At 67.1% G+C, this 16,522-nt stretch carries 14 protein-coding genes; 8 read left to right on the top strand and 6 right to left on the bottom strand.

Translation table 11 applies throughout. From position 1 onward, the window contains the following. Window positions 1-109: 109 nt before the first annotated feature. Complete coding sequence (locus BX604_RS09805; RefSeq protein WP_098550567.1) at window positions 110-1,297, bottom strand: MFS transporter; 1,188 nt, start codon at window positions 1,295-1,297, stop codon at window positions 110-112. Between the two features lie 264 nt (window positions 1,298-1,561). Here BX604_RS09805 and uvrA point away from each other — a divergent pair, with 264 nt between their 5' ends. Both uvrA and BX604_RS09790 read left to right on the top strand, forming a co-directional pair. Continuing rightward, window positions 1,562-4,447: an excinuclease ABC subunit UvrA gene (gene uvrA, locus BX604_RS09795; protein ID WP_098550566.1), complete on the top strand. Its 2,886-nt coding sequence runs from the start codon at window positions 1,562-1,564 to the stop codon at window positions 4,445-4,447. A gap of 247 nt (window positions 4,448-4,694) precedes the next feature. Then, window positions 4,695-5,777, top strand: a complete 1,083-nt coding sequence (locus BX604_RS09790; RefSeq protein WP_175801504.1) for an AI-2E family transporter — start codon at window positions 4,695-4,697, stop codon at window positions 5,775-5,777. Between the two features lie 122 nt (window positions 5,778-5,899). Here BX604_RS09790 and purU read toward each other — a convergent pair whose 3' ends face one another. The 5 genes from purU to BX604_RS09765 all read right to left on the bottom strand — a co-directional run bounded on the left by purU (window position 5,900) and on the right by BX604_RS09765 (window position 11,030). Continuing rightward, window positions 5,900-6,784 carry a formyltetrahydrofolate deformylase gene (gene purU / locus BX604_RS09785; protein WP_098550565.1) on the bottom strand — a complete coding sequence of 295 codons (885 nt, stop codon included), beginning with the start codon at window positions 6,782-6,784 and terminating at the stop codon, window positions 5,900-5,902. Window positions 6,785-6,857: 73 nt separating this feature from the next. Then, window positions 6,858-7,715, bottom strand: a complete 858-nt coding sequence (locus BX604_RS09780; protein ID WP_098550564.1) for an NUDIX hydrolase — start codon at window positions 7,713-7,715, stop codon at window positions 6,858-6,860. A 5-nt stretch (window positions 7,716-7,720) separates the two neighbouring features. Beyond that, window positions 7,721-8,335: a LysE family translocator gene (locus tag BX604_RS09775; protein ID WP_098550563.1), complete on the bottom strand. Its 615-nt coding sequence runs from the start codon at window positions 8,333-8,335 to the stop codon at window positions 7,721-7,723. A gap of 34 nt (window positions 8,336-8,369) precedes the next feature. Beyond that, complete coding sequence (locus BX604_RS09770; RefSeq protein WP_034179054.1) at window positions 8,370-8,936, bottom strand: adenine phosphoribosyltransferase; 567 nt, start codon at window positions 8,934-8,936, stop codon at window positions 8,370-8,372. Window positions 8,937-9,023: 87 nt separating this feature from the next. Next, complete coding sequence (locus BX604_RS09765) at window positions 9,024-11,030, bottom strand: monovalent cation:proton antiporter family protein (protein ID WP_098550562.1); 2,007 nt, start codon at window positions 11,028-11,030, stop codon at window positions 9,024-9,026. A gap of 125 nt (window positions 11,031-11,155) precedes the next feature. Here BX604_RS09765 and kdsD point away from each other — a divergent pair, with 125 nt between their 5' ends. The 6 genes from kdsD (at window position 11,156) to BX604_RS09735 (ending at window position 16,425) form a co-directional block, all read left to right on the top strand. Continuing rightward, window positions 11,156-12,139 carry an arabinose 5-phosphate isomerase KdsD gene (kdsD, locus tag BX604_RS09760; RefSeq protein ID WP_098550561.1) on the top strand — a complete coding sequence of 328 codons (984 nt, stop codon included), beginning with the start codon at window positions 11,156-11,158 and terminating at the stop codon, window positions 12,137-12,139. Continuing rightward, window positions 12,139-12,675, top strand: a complete 537-nt coding sequence (locus tag BX604_RS09755) for a KdsC family phosphatase (protein WP_098550560.1) — start codon at window positions 12,139-12,141, stop codon at window positions 12,673-12,675. The genes kdsD and BX604_RS09755 overlap by 1 nt, the downstream gene beginning before the upstream one ends. Window positions 12,676-12,678: 3 nt before the next feature. After that, on the top strand, window positions 12,679-13,293 hold the full coding sequence (lptC, locus tag BX604_RS09750) for an LPS export ABC transporter periplasmic protein LptC (protein ID WP_098550559.1): 615 nt from the start codon (window positions 12,679-12,681) through the stop codon (window positions 13,291-13,293). Between the two features lie 20 nt (window positions 13,294-13,313). Beyond that, a complete protein-coding gene (lptA, locus tag BX604_RS09745; RefSeq protein WP_098550558.1) occupies window positions 13,314-13,979 on the top strand; it encodes a lipopolysaccharide transport periplasmic protein LptA in 666 nt (221 codons plus the stop codon). Further along, the gene (gene lptB / locus BX604_RS09740; protein ID WP_098550557.1) at window positions 13,976-14,752 is read left to right on the top strand and encodes an LPS export ABC transporter ATP-binding protein; all 777 of its coding nucleotides are present in this window, start codon (window positions 13,976-13,978) and stop codon (window positions 14,750-14,752) included. The genes lptA and lptB overlap by 4 nt, the downstream gene beginning before the upstream one ends. 167 nt (window positions 14,753-14,919) lie before the next feature. Continuing rightward, window positions 14,920-16,425, top strand: coding sequence for an RNA polymerase factor sigma-54 (locus BX604_RS09735; RefSeq protein WP_098550556.1), 1,506 nt, complete (start codon window positions 14,920-14,922; stop codon window positions 16,423-16,425). Window positions 16,426-16,522: the final 97 nt, after the last annotated feature.

The following is a 16,522-nucleotide window of genomic DNA, read 5'->3' as shown; positions in this document are numbered from 1 at the left end:
GTTTCTCCAGTAATCCAGTAAATTCGATGCGGGGCCGCCCGCGAAAGTCGTCGGAGCGGCCCGCCGGGCAAGCCGGCGAGCGCCGCCGGTGCCTGCCCGAAAAGAAGGTTCAGGCCTTGCGCGGCGGCGCTTTCATGCTGGCCGCGATTATAAGCCACGCGGCAACGAGCCCTGAGCACGCATAGAAGACGGTATCCGCGCCGCCGTGCTTCAGCAGCCAGCCGCCCGCGATGCCGCCGAGCGCGAGCCCGATCGACTGCGTGGTGTTGTAGACGCCCGTGGCCGCGCCCTTGCGCGAACCGGGCGCGAGCTTCGACACGAGCGACGGCTGCGACGCCTCCAGGATGTTGAAACCCAGGAAGTACACGAACAGGATCGCCGCCACCATCAGGATGGTATGCGGCGCGCTGCCCAGCAGCAATTGGCCGATCAGGATAGCCAGAATGCCGCCGAGCAGCACCGGCTTCATCTTGCCCCGCTTTTCCGCGACGATGATCGCCGGGACCATCATCACGAACGCGAGCCCCATCACCGGCAGGTAGACCTTCCAGTGCGACGCGACCGGCAGCCCGCCGTCGACCAGCAGGCGCGGCACGACGAGGAACAGCGCCGTCTGCGTCGCATGCAGCACGAGCACGCCGAAGTTCAGGCGCAGCAGCTCGACGTTGTGCAGCACCTCGGCGAACGGCGCGGGCACGTGCACCGGCTTCGCCGCGTTGGGCACGATCCACACCACGACGCCGATCGCGAGGATCGACAGCACGCCGACGATCGCGAACAGGCCGCTCATCCCGACCCAGTGGAACACGATCGGCGCGCCGACGATCGCGATCGCGAACGACATGCCGATCGAGCCGCCGACCATCGCCATCGCCTTGGTGCGGTTCTGCTCGGAGGTCAGGTCGGCGATGAACGCCAGCACCGCGGACGACACGGCGCCCATCCCCTGGATCACGCGGCCGACGATGATCCACGTGATGTCGTGCGCGAACGCGGCGACGAAGCTGCCGAGCGCGAAGATCAGCAGGCCGGTGGCGATCACGGGCTTGCGGCCGAACTTGTCGGACGCCCACCCGTAGAAGATGTACAGCAGCGACTGCGTGACGCCGTAGGCCCCGAGCGCGAGGCCGACGAGCAGCACGTTGTCGCCGCCCGGGATGGTTTTCGCGTAGACCGAGAACACCGGCATGATCATGAACAGGCCGAGCATGCGCAGCGCGAAGATCGCTGCGAGCGATGCGGTCGCGCGCAGTTCGGGCGCGCTCATGCGGGAAGACGTGGCGGACGGATTGGACATCGGGAATGAATTTCGAATGATCGGATTGTCCGCCCGGCGGCGGGCGGCGGAAGATCAGGGCCACCGGCCTGGCAGGCAGGGCAAGTCGCTTGCCGGAGCATGACGCAGGCAGCCTGCGGGCCGTGCGAAGCCGCGCGGCGCGGCCGTTTTCCCGGCGCGGGCACTGCCTTGCTGCCAGCTGCTGCTGAGGCTGGGGGCCCCAAACGACGGCCTCGAAAAGCCGTTATAGTAGCAGGTTTGGTTCCCTCCATTTTCGCCAGGTTCATGGAACAGATCCGTATCCGTGGGGCACGTACCCACAACCTGAAAAACGTCAATCTCGACCTGCCGCGCCACAAGCTCGTCGTGATTACCGGGTTGTCCGGGTCGGGCAAGTCGTCGCTCGCGTTCGACACCCTTTATGCCGAAGGGCAGCGCCGCTACGTCGAAAGCCTGTCCGCGTACGCCCGCCAGTTCCTGCAGTTGATGGAGAAACCCGACGTCGACCTGATCGAAGGCCTGTCGCCGGCGATCTCGATCGAGCAGAAGGCGACGTCCCACAACCCGCGTTCGACCGTCGGCACGGTCACCGAGATCCACGACTACCTGCGACTTTTGTTCGCACGTGTCGGCACGCCCTACTGCCCCGACCACGACATCCCGCTCGAGGCGCAGAGCGTGTCGCAGATGGTCGACGCCGCGCTCGCGCTGCCCGAGGAAACCAAGCTGATGATCCTCGCGCCGGTCGTCGCGAACCGCAAGGGCGAGCACGCCGAGCTGTTCGAGGACATGCAGGCGCAGGGCTTCGTGCGCTTTCGCGTGCGCTCGGGCGGCGGCACCGCGAACGAAGGCGTCGCGAAGATCTACGAGGTCGAGTCGCTGCCGAAGCTGAAGAAGAACGACAAGCACACGATCGACGTCGTCGTCGACCGCCTGAAGGTGCGCCCGGACATGAAGCAGCGCCTCGCGGAATCGTTCGAGACCGCGCTGCGCCTCGCCGACGGCCGCGCGATCGCGCTCGAGATGGAGTCCGACCACGAGCACCTGTTCAGCTCGAAGTTCGCGTGCCCGATCTGCTCGTACTCGCTGCAGGAGCTCGAGCCGCGGCTGTTCTCGTTCAACAACCCGATGGGCGCGTGCCCGGAATGCGACGGCCTCGGCCAGATCACGTTCTTCGACCCGAAGCGGGTCGTCGCACACCCGTCGCTGTCGCTCGCCGCCGGCGCCGTGAAAGGCTGGGACCGCCGCAACCAGTTCTACTTCCAGATGCTGCAGAGCCTCGCGGCGTTCTACGAATTCGACATCGACGCCGCCTTCGAGGATCTGCCGGAAAAGATCCGCAAGGTGCTGCTGTTCGGCTCGGGCAAGCAGACGATCCCGTTCTCGTACATCAACGAGCGCGGCCGCACGACGATCCGCGAGCACGTGTTCGAAGGGATCATCCCGAACCTCGAGCGCCGCTACCGCGAGACCGATTCGGTCGCGGTGCGCGAAGAGCTGTCGAAGTACCAGAACAACCAGCCGTGCCCGTCGTGCGAAGGCACGCGCCTGCGCCGCGAAGCACGCCACGTGCGGGTCGGCACCGGCGACTACGCGCGCGGCATCTATGAAATCAGCGGCTGGCCGCTGCGCGACGCGCTCGGCTATTTCGACGGCCTGTCGCTCGACGGCGCGAAGCGCGAGATCGCCGACAAGGTGATCAAGGAAATCGTCGCGCGCCTGACCTTCCTGAACAACGTCGGCCTCGACTACCTGTCGCTCGAGCGCAGCGCGGAAACCCTGTCGGGCGGCGAGGCGCAGCGCATCCGGCTCGCGTCGCAGATCGGCTCGGGCCTGACCGGCGTGATGTACGTGCTCGACGAGCCGTCGATCGGCCTGCACCAGCGCGACAACGACCGCCTGATCGGCACGCTCAAGCACCTGCGCGACCTCGGCAACTCGGTGATCGTCGTCGAGCACGACGAGGACATGATCCGCACGGCCGACTACGTCGTCGACATGGGCCCGGGCGCCGGCGAACACGGCGGCGTGGTGGTCGCCGAAGGCACGCCGAAGCAGGTGCAGTCGAACCCGCAGTCGCTGACGGGCCAGTATCTCGTCGGCAAGCGCACGATCGAGTATCCGGACGAGCGCCTCGCGCCCGATCCCGAGCGGATGCTGCGCATCCTCGACGCGCACGGCAACAACCTGCAGCACGTCGATCTCGAACTGCCGGTCGGCCTGTTGACCTGCATCACCGGCGTGTCGGGCTCCGGCAAGTCGACGCTGATCAACGACACGCTGTATCACGCGGTCGCGCGCCACCTGTACGGCTCGTCGGCCGAGCCGGCGCCGCACGAGGCGATCGAGGGGCTCGAGCACTTCGACAAGGTGATCAACGTCGACCAGTCGCCGATCGGCCGCACGCCGCGCTCGAACCCGGCCACCTACACGGGCCTGTTCACGCCGATCCGCGAGCTGTTCTCGGGCGTGCCGACCGCGAAGGAGCGCGGCTACGACCCGGGCCGCTTCTCGTTCAACGTGAAGGGCGGCCGCTGCGAGTCGTGCCAGGGCGACGGCGTGCTGAAGGTCGAGATGCACTTCCTGCCGGACGTGTACGTCCCGTGCGACGTGTGCCACGGCAAGCGCTACAACCGCGAAACGCTCGAGGTGCAGTACAAGGGCAAGAACATCAGCGAAGTGCTCGACATGACGGTCGAACAGGCGTATGAATTTTTCAGCGCGGTGCCGGTCATCGCCCGCAAGCTGAAGACGCTGCTCGACGTCGGCCTCGGCTACATCCGCCTCGGCCAGTCGGCCACGACGCTGTCGGGCGGCGAGGCGCAGCGCGTGAAGCTGTCGCTGGAGCTGTCCAAGCGCGACACCGGCCGCACGCTGTACATCCTCGACGAGCCGACCACCGGCCTGCACTTCCACGACATCGCGCTGCTGCTCGAGGTGATCCACCGGCTGCGCGACCAGGGCAACACGGTTGTGATCATCGAGCACAACCTCGACGTGATCAAGACGGCCGACTGGGTGATCGACCTCGGCCCCGAGGGCGGCGCCGGCGGCGGCCAGATCATCGCGCAGGGCACACCCGAGCAGGTCGCGAAGACCAAGGCCAGCTTCACCGGCAAGTACCTCGCGCCGCTGCTCAAGCGCCCGACCCGCAAGGCGGCGGCCGGCTGACAGCCTCGCCTCCACCGTGCGCAGCCGCCCGGCCGCGCACGGTTCGGGCCCTGCGGCGGCGCCCGCCCCCCCGTGGTTTTCCCTTCTGCGTTTACGCCATGAGTCAAACTGCCTCATGGCGGACCATAATGGCAGCTATACTTTACGGTCGTAAGATTCGCCGTCCGCACCAATCCGGTGCAATGCCCGGCGAACGCCGCTCTGCCGCCCATCGCGCGGCATGACACACGAACGACAGGAATCCACGATGGAGAAGCAACAAGAGTCGCACGACGCGCAGAACCGCGAGCCGCACCTGCGCAGCGTGCGGTTGACGAGCGACTTCAGCCTGCCGAAGTTGTCGGCGATCGAGATCGGCAGCTACCTGTTCGCCCTCGTCTCGATGGTGCTCGTCATCGAACTGAGGCTCCTCGGCGGGCTGCTGGCCGGCATGCTGGTCTACCAGCTCATCCACACGATCGCCCCGGTGATCGAACGCCACACCACCAGCATGCGGGCGCGCTGGGTCGCCGTCGTGCTGCTGTCGATCGTGATCGTCGGCGGGCTCACCGGCCTGACAATCGGCATCATCGAGCACTTCGAGCACACGGTGCCGAACCTGCAGACCCTGCTCGGCCAGTTGATGCAGATCGTCGAGCAAACGCGCGCGCGCACGCCGGCGTGGATCGCGAACCTGCTGCCCGTCGACGTCGAACAGATGAAGACCAAGGCGGCAGTGCTGATGCACTCGCACATGGATCAGCTCCAGCAAGGCGGCAAGAGCGTCGCGCGCGGCTTCGGCCACGTGGTGTTCGGGATGATCATCGGCGCGATGATCGCGATCGGTGTCGAGCACGGCAAGGTGCGCCGGCCGCTGTCGACCGCCCTCGTCACGCGCGTGTCGCGCTTTGCCGAATCGTTCCGCCGGATCGTCTTCGCGCAGATCAAGATCTCGGCGATCAACGCGGCCTTCACGGCCATCTACCTGCTCGTCGCGCTGCCGATCTTCCACCAGCAGTTGCCGCTGTCGAAAACGCTGGTGCTCGTGACCTTCATCGTCGGCCTGCTGCCGGTGATCGGCAACCTGATCTCGAACACGCTGATCGTCGCGGTGTCGCTGTCGGTCAGCATGGGCACCGCGATCGCGTCGCTCGCGTTCCTCGTGATCATCCACAAGTTCGAATACTTCCTGAACGCGAAGATCATCGGCGGCCAGATCGAGTCGCGCGCGTGGGAGCTGCTGCTCGCGATGCTGATCATGGAAGCCGCGTTCGGGCTCCCCGGCGTGATCGCCGCGCCGATCTTCTATGCGTACCTGAAGCGCGAGCTGTACATGCTGCGGCTGATCTGACGCCCCTGCCCCGCCGCGCAATAAAAAACGCCGCGCCCCGTCAAGGGCGCGGCGTTTTTGTTTGTGGGGGCCGGCCATCCGGGGGACGGCCATCCGGGGACGGCCATCCGGCCCGCAGCCGATCAGCGGAACACGACCGTCTTGGTCCCGTTCAGCACGATCCGGTGCTCGACGTGCCACTTCACCGCGCGCGCCAGCGTCACGCACTCGACGTCGCGACCGATCGCGGTCAGCTGATCGGGCGTCATGCTGTGGTCGACGCGCTCGACTTCCTGCTCGATGATCGGGCCTTCGTCGAGATCGGTCGTCACGTAGTGCGCGGTCGCGCCGATCAGCTTCACGCCGCGGTCGAACGCCTGGTAGTACGGCTTCGCGCCCTTGAAGCTCGGCAGAAACGAATGGTGGATGTTGATCGCGCGGCCGGCGAGCTGCCGGCACATGTCCGGCGACAGGATCTGCATGTAGCGTGCGAGCACGACGAGATCGGCCTGGTGCTCGTCGATCACTTCCAGCACGCGCGCTTCCTGCGCGGCCTTCGCGGCGTCGGACGAACCGCCGACGAGCGGGAAATGATGGAACGGGATGTTGTAGCTCGCGGCGAGTTGGTAGAACTCCTTGTGGTTCGACACGATCGCCGGGATCTCGATCGGCAACTGACCGGTGCGATAGCGGAACAGCAGGTCGTTCAGGCAATGGCCGATCTTCGACACCATGATCACGACGCGCGGCTTCACGGCCGCGTCGTGCAATTCCCAGCGCATCCCGAACTGCTCGGCGAGCGGGGCGAATTCGCTGCGCAGCGTGTCGAGCGCCGTCGCGACATCCGCGCCGCGGCCGTCCTGCTCGAAGTGCACGCGCATGAAGAACTCGCTGGTGCGACTGTCGCCGAACTGCGCGGAATCGAGGATGTTGTTGCTGCGCTCGAACAGGAAGCCCGAGACCGCGTGGACGATGCCGTGCCGGTCGGGGCACGACAGTTTCAAGATAAAGCTGTGATCGGTCGGCATGACCGCTACTCCCTTCGTTTCGGTATTCGTCAAATAGCTCGTGCGTGTGGCTGCGCCCCGGCCCGGGCGCGCGTCACGCAGGCGGCGCGAACAGCGCGTCGATGCCCGCGGCATCCGCCGCCGCGAGCCAGCGATGGCGCAGCAGCGTGTCGAGCATCGCGAGGCTCGCATCCATCGTCGCGCGACCTTCGCGCAACCAGCCGATCACCTCGGGCACGCCGGCCAGCAGGTGCTCGGCGACTTCGCCGTCCTGGTTGTGCGGCGCGAAGTCGCGCGGCAGCGGCAGGTCGTACACGAAGATCAGTTCGGACTGCGTGCCTTCGGGCAGCGAGCACAGCACCTGCACCGCGCGACCCGCGATCGCGCGCGCCGCCAGTTCGGCCGGCATGCCGGCCTCTTCCCAGCATTCCTTCGCGAGCGTCTCGTGAACGCCCAGGCCCCAGCCGATGCCGCCCGCCACGACGTTATCGAGCATGCCGGGGTCGGTGGCCTTGGTGGCGCTGCGGCGGCCGAGCCACATCTGCGGCACGGCCGGCGAACCGGGCGCAGCCGCATATTCTACGATGCCGTTCAGGTGCACCGCATAGGTCTGCGTGCCGAAAAAGCGCGACGCGGCGCGCTCGATGTACGCGAGCGGCGGATCGTCGAAGCGGTTGCGGATCGCATAGATCTCGTCGCGCCAGCCCGGGATCGCGCCCTCGGCCGCCAGCGCGCCGATCGCGCTCGCGAGCGCCATGCTGCGCGCGTCCACGGTGTCGTAGCGTGCCGACAGCGCGACCCGCGCGTCGGTCAGCTCGAACACGTCGGGCCAGCGGGCGAGCTTCGCGACGTCCTGGCGACGCACCCAGCCGACCTGCTCGCCGGCGATCTCGAAACGCAGGTGCGCGGCCGGATCGAAGCGGCGTGCGGCCGCAATGCACGGAAACGTCATCGGGTTCAGTCCTTCAGCGCGACGCGAATGCCGATCGCGATGAAGGTCGCGCCGGCGATCCGGTCGAGCCACACGCCGGCCTTCGGACGGCGCTTCAGCCACGTGCCGATCGCGCCCGCGCCGACGCCGAACAGCGTGAAGATCGCGGCCGTCTGCAGCATGAACAATGCACCCAGCTCGAACATCTGCAGCGTCACGCTCTGCACGCCGTGCGGATCGACGAACTGAGGCAGGAACACGACGAAGAACAGCGTGACCTTCGGGTTCATCAGGTTGCCGATCACGCTCTGTCGGAAGATCGCGCCGAGCGGCTGCGGCGGACGCTCATGCGCGTTCGCGAGGCCCTGGCTGCGCAGCGCCTTGATGCCGATCCACACGAGGTACGCGGCGCCCGCGAGCTTCAGCGTCTGGAACGCGACCGGCGACGAACGCAGCACGGCCGCGACGCCGAGCGCCGCGAGCGTCGTGTGGAACAGGATCCCGGCCGTGAAGCCGAGTGCCGCGACGAAGCCGGCGGCGCGCCCCTGCGAGATGCCGCGCGCGAGCACCTGCAGGTTGTCGGGACCCGGCGCGAACGTGATCGCGACCGATGTCGCGAGAAACAGCATGAAGTTGGGCATCGTGACCTCGCGGCGTGGGCCGGCGTTCGGTGGTTCAGTGGCCGGCGAATTCGGTGACGGTATAGACGGGCAGCCCCGCGTTGCGCAACAGCGTCGAGCCGCCGAGATCGGGCAGGTCGATGATCGCCGCGCCCTCGACGACGACCGCGCCGAGCCGCTGCAGCAGGTTGCGCCCCGCCATCATCGTGCCGCCGGTCGCGATCAGGTCGTCCATGATGATCACGCGGTCGCCGGGGCGGCACGCGTCTTCGTGAATCTCGACCGTCGCACTGCCGTATTCGAGGTCGTACGATTCCGAACGCGTCTTGTACGGCAGCTTGCCGACCTTGCGGATCGGCACGAAACCGACGCTCAGCTCGTACGCGACGATCGGCGCGATGATGAAGCCGCGCGCATCGAGCCCCGCGACGTAGTCGAGCTTCGCATCGACATAGCGTTCGACGAACAGGTCGACGAGGATGCGCAGCGCCTTCGGGCTCTGCAGCAGCGTCGTAATGTCGCGGAACATCACGCCCGGCTGCGGCCAGTCGGGCACCGTGCGGATCTGGCTGTGAATGAAGGCGACCGGATCGAGCGGTGCGCCCGACGACGAATGCGGCATGAAACTCTCCGAAAAAAACGGTGCGCGAGGATCGGGCACCGTTTCGAATAAATACGGGTCAGGTTATTGAATCGCGACTCCGGCGACTCAGACGACCGCGGCCGGCGGATCGCGCCGATGGCGCGACAGCCGTTCCTCCGCGAGCGCGAGCGCCTCGGGCAGCCCGCGCAGCACGACGATGTCGCTCGCGCGCAGCTTGGTCTGCGGGTCGGGTTCGACGCCGCGAATGCCGTGCCGGCGGATCGCCGTGACTTCCAGCCCGAGCGCATACAGCCCGAGCTCCTCCAGCGAGCGCCCGACCGCGTCCGCGCGCGCGTCGACCGGCACAGATTGTAGCCGCACCTGCTCGTGATCGTCGTCGTCCGCATCGTCCGCGCCGTGGAAATAGCCGCGCAGCAGGCTGTAGCGCTCGTCGCGCATCTCCTCGACGCGCCGCACGACCTTGCGCATCGGCACGCCCACCAGCACCAGCGTGTGCGACGCGAGCATCAGGCTGCCCTCGACGATCTCCGGGATCACTTCGGTCGCGCCGGCCGCGAGCAGCTTCTCGAGATCGGCGTCGTCGACGGTGCGTACGATCGCCGGCAGCGTCGGCTCCAGCTCGTGCACGTGGTGCAGCACGCGCAGCGCGGACGGCGTGTTCGCATAGGTGATCGCGACGGCCGCCGCGCGGTGAATACCAGCCGCGAGCAGCGATTCGCGGCGCGCCGCATCGCCGAACACGACGGATTCGCCGGCGGTCGCGGCCGCGCTCACGCGATCGGGATCGAGGTCGAGCGCGACGTACGAAATGCCTTCCTGCTCGAGCATGCGGGCCAGGTTCTGGCCCGCGCGGCCGTAGCCGCAGATGATCACGTGGCCGCGCTGCTTGAGGCTTTGCGTCGCGATCCGCGTCATCTGCAGCGACTGCTGCATCCATTCCGTCGACGACAGCCGCATCACGATCCGGTCGGCGTTCTGGATCAGGAACGGCGCGGCGAGCATCGACAGCAGCATCGACGCGAGGATCGCCTGCAACAGCGTCGAATCGACCAGATGCCGGTCGAGGATCAGGTTCAGCAGCACGAAGCCGAATTCGCCGGCCTGCGCGAGCCCGATGCCGGTGCGCATCGCCACGCCCGGCGTCGCGCCGAACAGCCGCGCGAGCCCCGCGATCATGGTCCCCTTGAACAGGATCTGGCCGACGAAGAAGCCGAGCACGAGGAGCGGGTGCTCCCAGATCACGCGCGGATCGAGCAGCATCCCGGTCGTCACGAAGAACAGGCCGAGCAGCACATCGCGAAACGGCTTGATGTCCTCCTCCACCTGATGGCGGAACGGCGTCTCGGAGATCAGCATCCCGGCGATGAACGCGCCGAGCGCGAGCGACAGGCCGAACTTGTCGGTGATGAACGCGGCGCCGAGCGTGACGAGCAGCAGGTTCAGCACGAACAGTTCCTGCGAGCGACGTCGCGCGACGACGTTGAGCCAGCGCGTCATGAAGCGCTGCCCGATGACCAGCAGCAGCGTGAGCGCGATCACGATCTTGACGGCCGCGAAGCCGAGCGTGATCGCGAGATCCTTCGACGATTCCGCGCCGAACGCGGCGATCACGATCAGCAGCGGCACCACCGCGAGATCCTGGAACAGCAGCACGCCGAAGATGTTGCGGCCGTGGGCGGTCTCGATCTCGAGCCGCTCGGCGAGCATCTTCGACACGATCGCCGTCGACGACATCGCGAGCGCGCCGCCGAGCGCGACACTGCCCTGCCACGTGATGTGCACCCAGCGCTCGAACAGCGCGCCGAGCCCGACCGCGAGCACAAGGGTGGCGACGACCTGCAGCAGTCCGAGCCCGAACACGAGCCGCTGCATCGCCCTGAGCTTCGCGAGCGAGAATTCGAGGCCGATCGAGAACATCAGGAACACCACGCCGAATTCCGCGAGGTGTTCGGCCCGTTCGAGGTCCGCGGCAATGCCGAATGCGTGCGGGCCGACCAGGATGCCGACGGTCAGGTAGCCGAGCATCGGCGGCAGGTTCAACGAGCGGAATACGACGACACCCACCACCGAGGCCAGCAACAGCAGCAGGGTCATTTCGAGCGGGGAAATCACAGGCGAAGCGTCCTCGTTCGTCGGGGCCACGGCAATGCGGGCGCGGGTGGTGGCGATGGTCAGGCGACTTCGGACGAGTCCGAAAGCCCGGCGCGGCGAACAAACGCCTTTGCTATACTCCGCGCATGATAGCGAAAATCAATGATGATCGGGCGCTCGCGCTCGCCCGCGACGTGCTCGACATCGAGGCGGACGCCGTACGCGCGCTGCGCGACCAGCTCGACGGCGACTTCGTCCAGGCCGTTGCGCTGCTGCTCGGCTGCCGCGGCCGCGTGGTGGTGTCCGGCATCGGCAAATCGGGGCATATCGCCCGCAAGATCGCGGCGACCCTCGCGAGCACCGGCACGCCGGCCTTTTTCGTCCATCCGGCCGAAGCCAGCCACGGCGACCTCGGCATGGTCACGTCGGACGACGTCTTCATCGGTATTTCGTATTCGGGCGAGTCGGAAGAACTCGTCGCGATCCTGCCGCTCGTCAAGCGGATCGGCGCGAAGCTGATCGCGATCACGGGTCGTGCGGAATCGAGCCTCGGCACGCTTGCCGACGTGAACCTGAACGCCGCGGTCTCGAAGGAAGCGTGCCCGCTGAACCTCGCGCCCACCGCGAGCACGACCGCCGCGCTCGCGCTCGGCGATGCGCTCGCCGTCGCGGTGCTCGACGCGCGCGGCTTCGGTTCCGAGGATTTCGCGCGCTCGCATCCGGGCGGCGCGCTCGGCCGCCGCCTGCTCACCCATGTGCGCGACGTGATGCGCTCGGGCGACGACGTGCCGCTGGTCGGCGCCGACGCGACGCTGTCGGACGCGCTGTTCCAGATCACCGCGAAGCGGATGGGCATGACGGCCGTGGTCGATGCCGACGGCCGCGTCGCCGGCATCTTCACCGACGGCGACCTGCGCCGCGTGCTCGCCCGCGACGGCGATTTCCGCACGCTGCCGATCGTCGACGTGATGACGCACGAGCCGCGCACGATCGGCCCCGAGCATCTCGCGGTCGAAGCCGTGGAACTGATGGAGCGCCACCGGATCAACCAGATGCTGGTGGTCGATGCCGCCGGCGTGCTGATCGGCGCCCTGAACATGCACGACCTGTTTTCGAAGAAGGTAATCTGATGAGCGCAGCGCTGACTGCGGCCGAACGCGCGAGCCGCGTAAAGCTGATGATTTTCGACGTCGACGGCGTGCTGACCGACGGCGGCCTGCTGTTTACCGCGGCCGGCGATGCGATGAAGTCGTTCAATTCGCTCGACGGCCACGGCGTGAAGCTGCTCGGCGAGGCCGGCATCGCGACCGCGATCATCACCGGCCGCCGCTCGGACATCGTCGCGGCGCGCGCGAAGGAAATGAAGATCGCGCACCTGTTCCAGGGCGTCGAGAACAAGCTCACCGTGTTCGCCGATCTGATCGCGTCGCTCGGCCTCACCGCCGACGCCTGCGGCTACATGGGCGACGACTGGCCCGACCTGCCGGTGATGCTGCGCTGCGGCTTCGCGACCGCGCCGGCCAATGCGCATCCCGAGGTGATCGCCCGCGCCCACTGGGTGGCCGAGGCCCGCGGCGGCCAGGGTGCCGTGCGCGAAGTGTGCGACGCGATCCTGCGCGCGCAACGCCGCTACGACGCCATGCTCGCGGCCGCCTGCGGAGCCTGACGGATGAACACGCATTTCCGCTGGACCCAGTTGCTGCCGCTCGTCGCGGTCGCCGCGCTCGCGGGCATCACGTGGTGGCTGCTGCAGGCGACGCTGCCGCCGCCCGGCGAGGGCGCCGTGCAGCCGAAGCGCCATACGCCCGACTATTTCGCGGACAACTTCTCGGTTACCGAGCTCGACCAGTCGGGCACGACCCAGTACCGGCTGACGGCTGCGAAGCTGATCCATTACGAAGACACCGACAACAGCGACCTGACCGATCCGGCCATGCGCGCGTTCCAGCCCGGCAAGCCGGTCGTGACGACCACCTCGAAGCGCGGCACCGTCAACGGCGACGTGTCGATCGTCGATTTGTACGACGACGCGCGCATCCTGCGCGTGGCCGGCGGCGGCGATCCGCAGATGCAGGCCGATTCCCAGCATTTCCGGATCTTCGTCAATGACGATGTGATCCAGACCGAAAAGCCGGTTAAACTTCAGCGCGGCCTGTCGCTCGTCAACGCGACCGACGGCATGAAGTACAACAACGTCACCCGGGTCATCGAGCTTTACGGCAACGTGCGCGGCACGATCGCCGCGTCTGACACGTCCGGCGGCTCGAAAGGTCAACCCAAGTGACGCATCCCTCACGTGACTGCATGAACGAACCGTTCCCTCGACAGAATTCCGGCGGCGCTGCGCGCGCCGTCCGCGCCGCGCTCGCCGCGACGCTCGTGGCGCTCCCGCTCGTCGGGCTGGCGCCGCTCGCCCATGCCGAGAAGGCCGACCAGAGCAAGCCGATCAACGTCGAGGCGGACAACCTGACCTATGACGATCTGAAGCAGGTCACGGTCGCGACCGGCAACGTCGTGATCACGAAGGGCACGATCATCATCAAGGGCGATCGCGTCGAAGTGCGCCAGGATCCGGAAGGCTATCAGTACGCGACGTCGTTCGGCAGCAGCAAGAAGCATGCGACGTTCCGCCAGAAGCGCGAAGGTCTCGACGAGTACATCGACGGCGACGCCGAGCGCATCGACTACGACGGCAAGCAGGACCTGACGACGCTGACGACCGCGGCCACCGTGCGCCGCCTGCAGGGCACGTCGACCATCGCCGACACCGTGCACGGCAGCGTGATCACGTACGACGGCCAGCACGACTTCTACACCGCGAAGGGCGGCAAGGACGTCGCGGCGCCGGGCAATCCGACCGGCCGCGTGCGCGCGATGCTGTCGCCGAAGAACGGCGGCGCAGGTCCGCTGACCGGCGCGCCGGCGAAGCTGTCGCCGTCGACCACGATCCAGGGAGCGCCGGGCCAATGAACGCGCTACCGAATCGCCAGCCGGCCGGCACGACGAGCTCGCTCGTCGTCCGCAACCTGAAGAAACGCTACGGCTCGCGCACCGTCGTCAAGGACGTGTCGCTCGACGTGAAGAGCGGCGAAGTCGTCGGCCTGCTCGGCCCGAACGGCGCCGGCAAGACGACGTCGTTCTACATGATCGTCGGCCTCGTGCCGCTCGACGCGGGCGAGATCTCGCTGAACGGCAGCTCGATCAGCCTGCTGCCGATCCACAAGCGCGCATCGCTCGGCTTGTCGTACCTGCCGCAGGAAGCGTCCGTGTTCCGCAAGCTGACCGTCGAGGAAAACATCCGTGCGGTGCTCGAGCTGCAGTACGGCGAGGACGGCAAGCGGCTGTCGAAGGACGCGATCGCGTCGCGCACCGAAGCGCTGCTCGACGAGCTGCAGATCGGTCACCTGCGCGAGAATCCGGCGCTGTCGCTGTCGGGCGGCGAACGCCGCCGCGTCGAAATCGCGCGTGCGCTCGCGACCAACCCGAACTTCATCCTGCTCGACGAACCGTTCGCCGGCGTCGACCCGATCGCGGTGCTCGAGATCCAGAAGATCGTCAAGTTCCTCAAGCAGCGCAACATCGGCGTGTTGATTACCGATCACAACGTCCGCGAAACGCTCGGCATCTGCGACCACGCATACATCATCAGCGACGGCTCGGTGCTCGCCGCCGGCGCGCCGAGCGACATCATCGAGAACGAGAGCGTCCGCCGCGTGTACCTCGGCGAACACTTCCGCATGTAACTCCCCTCGTGGCTGGCTGCACCCCGCCCGGCCCCGCCGTGCGGGGTCGCGCGCGGCTTTCCAGCCATGTCGCCCCTACCCGCGGCCGGTCGGCGCGCCGCGCGTAATCGCGGATGGCTCAAGGCGCCTGGGTCGTGGCACACTGCCGGTATGACTCCCTCTCTGCCATGAAAGCCAGCCTTCAACTCCGCCTGTCGCAACATTTGGCGCTGACGCCGCAGCTACAGCAGTCGATCCGGCTTCTGCAGTTGTCGACGCTCGAACTGCAGCAGGAAGTCGCGATGGCCGTCGCGCAGAATCCGCTGCTCGAAAACGACGACGAATGGATCGCGAGTCCGCTGCGTGTCGCGGCGGATGGATCGCTGATCGCGCAAACGCCCCCCGCGCAGAACACCGAACCGGGCGCCACGAACGGCAGCAGCCAGTCGGGCGAGCGCACCGAGCGCGACGAACCGGCCGGCGCCGACGAATACGACGGCTACGCGTCCGGCGACAACAACGACGGCCCGCAGTGGAATCTCGACGAGTTCGGCCGCTCGAGCGGCGCGTCGGACGACGACGACCTGCCGCCGCTGCAGGTGCAGGAAGCCGCGACGTCGCTGCGCGACCATCTCTCCGCGCAACTGCGCGTCACGCAGGCGGGCCCGCGCGATCGCGCGCTCGTGATGTTCCTGATCGAATCGCTCGACGACGACGGCTACCTGACCGCGTCGCTCGACGAAGTGCTCGCCGATCTGCCGGCCGAACTCGAAATCGACTGCGACGAACTGAACGCGGCGCTCGCGCTGCTGCACAGCTTCGACCCCGCCGGGGTCGGTGCGCGCTCGGCATCCGAGTGCCTGAAGCTGCAGTTGCTGCGCCTCGATCCGTCCCCCACCCGCACGCTCGCGCTCGAAATCGTGTCGCAGCATCTCGAACTGCTCGCCGCGCGCGATTTCACGCGGCTGCGCAAGCACTTGAAAGCGAGCGACGACGCGCTGCGCGACGCGCACGCGCTGATCCGCTCGCTGGAGCCGTTCCCGGGCGCTGCCTACGGCAAGGCCGAAGCCGACTACGTCGTGCCCGACATCATGGTGAAGAAGTCCGGCCAGGGCTGGCTCGCGGAACTCAATCCGGAAGTGATGCCGCGCCTGCGGATCAACAACCTGTACGCGAACATTCTGCGCAACAGCCGCGGCGACCCGTCGGCCGGATCGTTGAAACAACAGCTCCAGGAAGCACGCTGGCTGATCAAGAACATCCAGCAGCGCTTCGACACGATCCTGCGTGTCGCGCAGGCTATTGTCGAGCGTCAGAAGAATTTCTTTGCGCACGGTGAAATTGCCATGCGCCCCTTGGTTTTGCGGGAAATAGCTGATACGCTGGGCCTACACGAGTCGACTGTCAGCCGTGTGACAACAGGCAAGTACATGCTGACCCCGTTCGGGACGCTTGAATTTAAGTACTTCTTCGGATCACACGTTTCGACCGACACCGGAGGCGCCGCTTCGTCGACCGCCATCCGAGCCCTGATCAAGCAACTGATAGGAGCTGAAGACCCAAAATCGCCACTTTCGGACAGCCGCATTGCCGAGCTGCTGGCAGAACAGGGTTTCGTGGTTGCGCGCCGCACGGTCGCCAAGTATCGCGAAGCCCTTAAAATCCCGGCAGTGAATCTGCGCAAGTCTCTTTAAGCCTGCTGCCTGCCCGGTGGCAGGCGTGTTCCGGCCACCGCGCACACGGGGAACAGGCCGGGCGACCTGTCCGCGAATTTGCCGCTACGTGCGGCAG

This window comes from Burkholderia sp. JKS000303, from assembly GCF_002563755.1.
Lineage (GTDB): Bacteria > Pseudomonadota > Gammaproteobacteria > Burkholderiales > Burkholderiaceae > Burkholderia > Burkholderia anthina_B.
This window is presented reverse-complemented; position numbering and strand designations above follow the sequence as displayed.

Bases quoted from the DNA above. Each gene is read 5' to 3' on its own strand.
- BX604_RS09790 (WP_175801504.1), top strand. From the start codon at position 4,695: ATGGAGAAGCAACAAGAGTCGCACGACGCGCAGAACCGCGAGCCGCAC.
- BX604_RS09755 (WP_098550560.1), top strand. From the start codon at position 12,139: ATGAGCGCAGCGCTGACTGCGGCCGAACGCGCGAGCCGCGTAAAGCTG.
- lptB (WP_098550557.1), top strand. From the start codon at position 13,976: ATGAACGCGCTACCGAATCGCCAGCCGGCCGGCACGACGAGCTCGCTC.
- BX604_RS09805 (WP_098550567.1), bottom strand. From the start codon at position 1,297: ATGTCCAATCCGTCCGCCACGTCTTCCCGCATGAGCGCGCCCGAACTG.
- BX604_RS09775 (WP_098550563.1), bottom strand. From the start codon at position 8,335: ATGCCCAACTTCATGCTGTTTCTCGCGACATCGGTCGCGATCACGTTC.
- BX604_RS09770 (WP_034179054.1), bottom strand. From the start codon at position 8,936: ATGCCGCATTCGTCGTCGGGCGCACCGCTCGATCCGGTCGCCTTCATT.
- purU (WP_098550565.1), bottom strand. From the start codon at position 6,784: ATGCCGACCGATCACAGCTTTATCTTGAAACTGTCGTGCCCCGACCGG.
- kdsD (WP_098550561.1), top strand. From the start codon at position 11,156: ATGATAGCGAAAATCAATGATGATCGGGCGCTCGCGCTCGCCCGCGAC.
- uvrA (WP_098550566.1), top strand. From the start codon at position 1,562: ATGGAACAGATCCGTATCCGTGGGGCACGTACCCACAACCTGAAAAAC.
- lptA (WP_098550558.1), top strand. From the start codon at position 13,314: ATGAACGAACCGTTCCCTCGACAGAATTCCGGCGGCGCTGCGCGCGCC.
- lptC (WP_098550559.1), top strand. From the start codon at position 12,679: ATGAACACGCATTTCCGCTGGACCCAGTTGCTGCCGCTCGTCGCGGTC.
- BX604_RS09735 (WP_098550556.1), top strand. From the start codon at position 14,920: ATGAAAGCCAGCCTTCAACTCCGCCTGTCGCAACATTTGGCGCTGACG.
- BX604_RS09780 (WP_098550564.1), bottom strand. From the start codon at position 7,715: ATGACGTTTCCGTGCATTGCGGCCGCACGCCGCTTCGATCCGGCCGCG.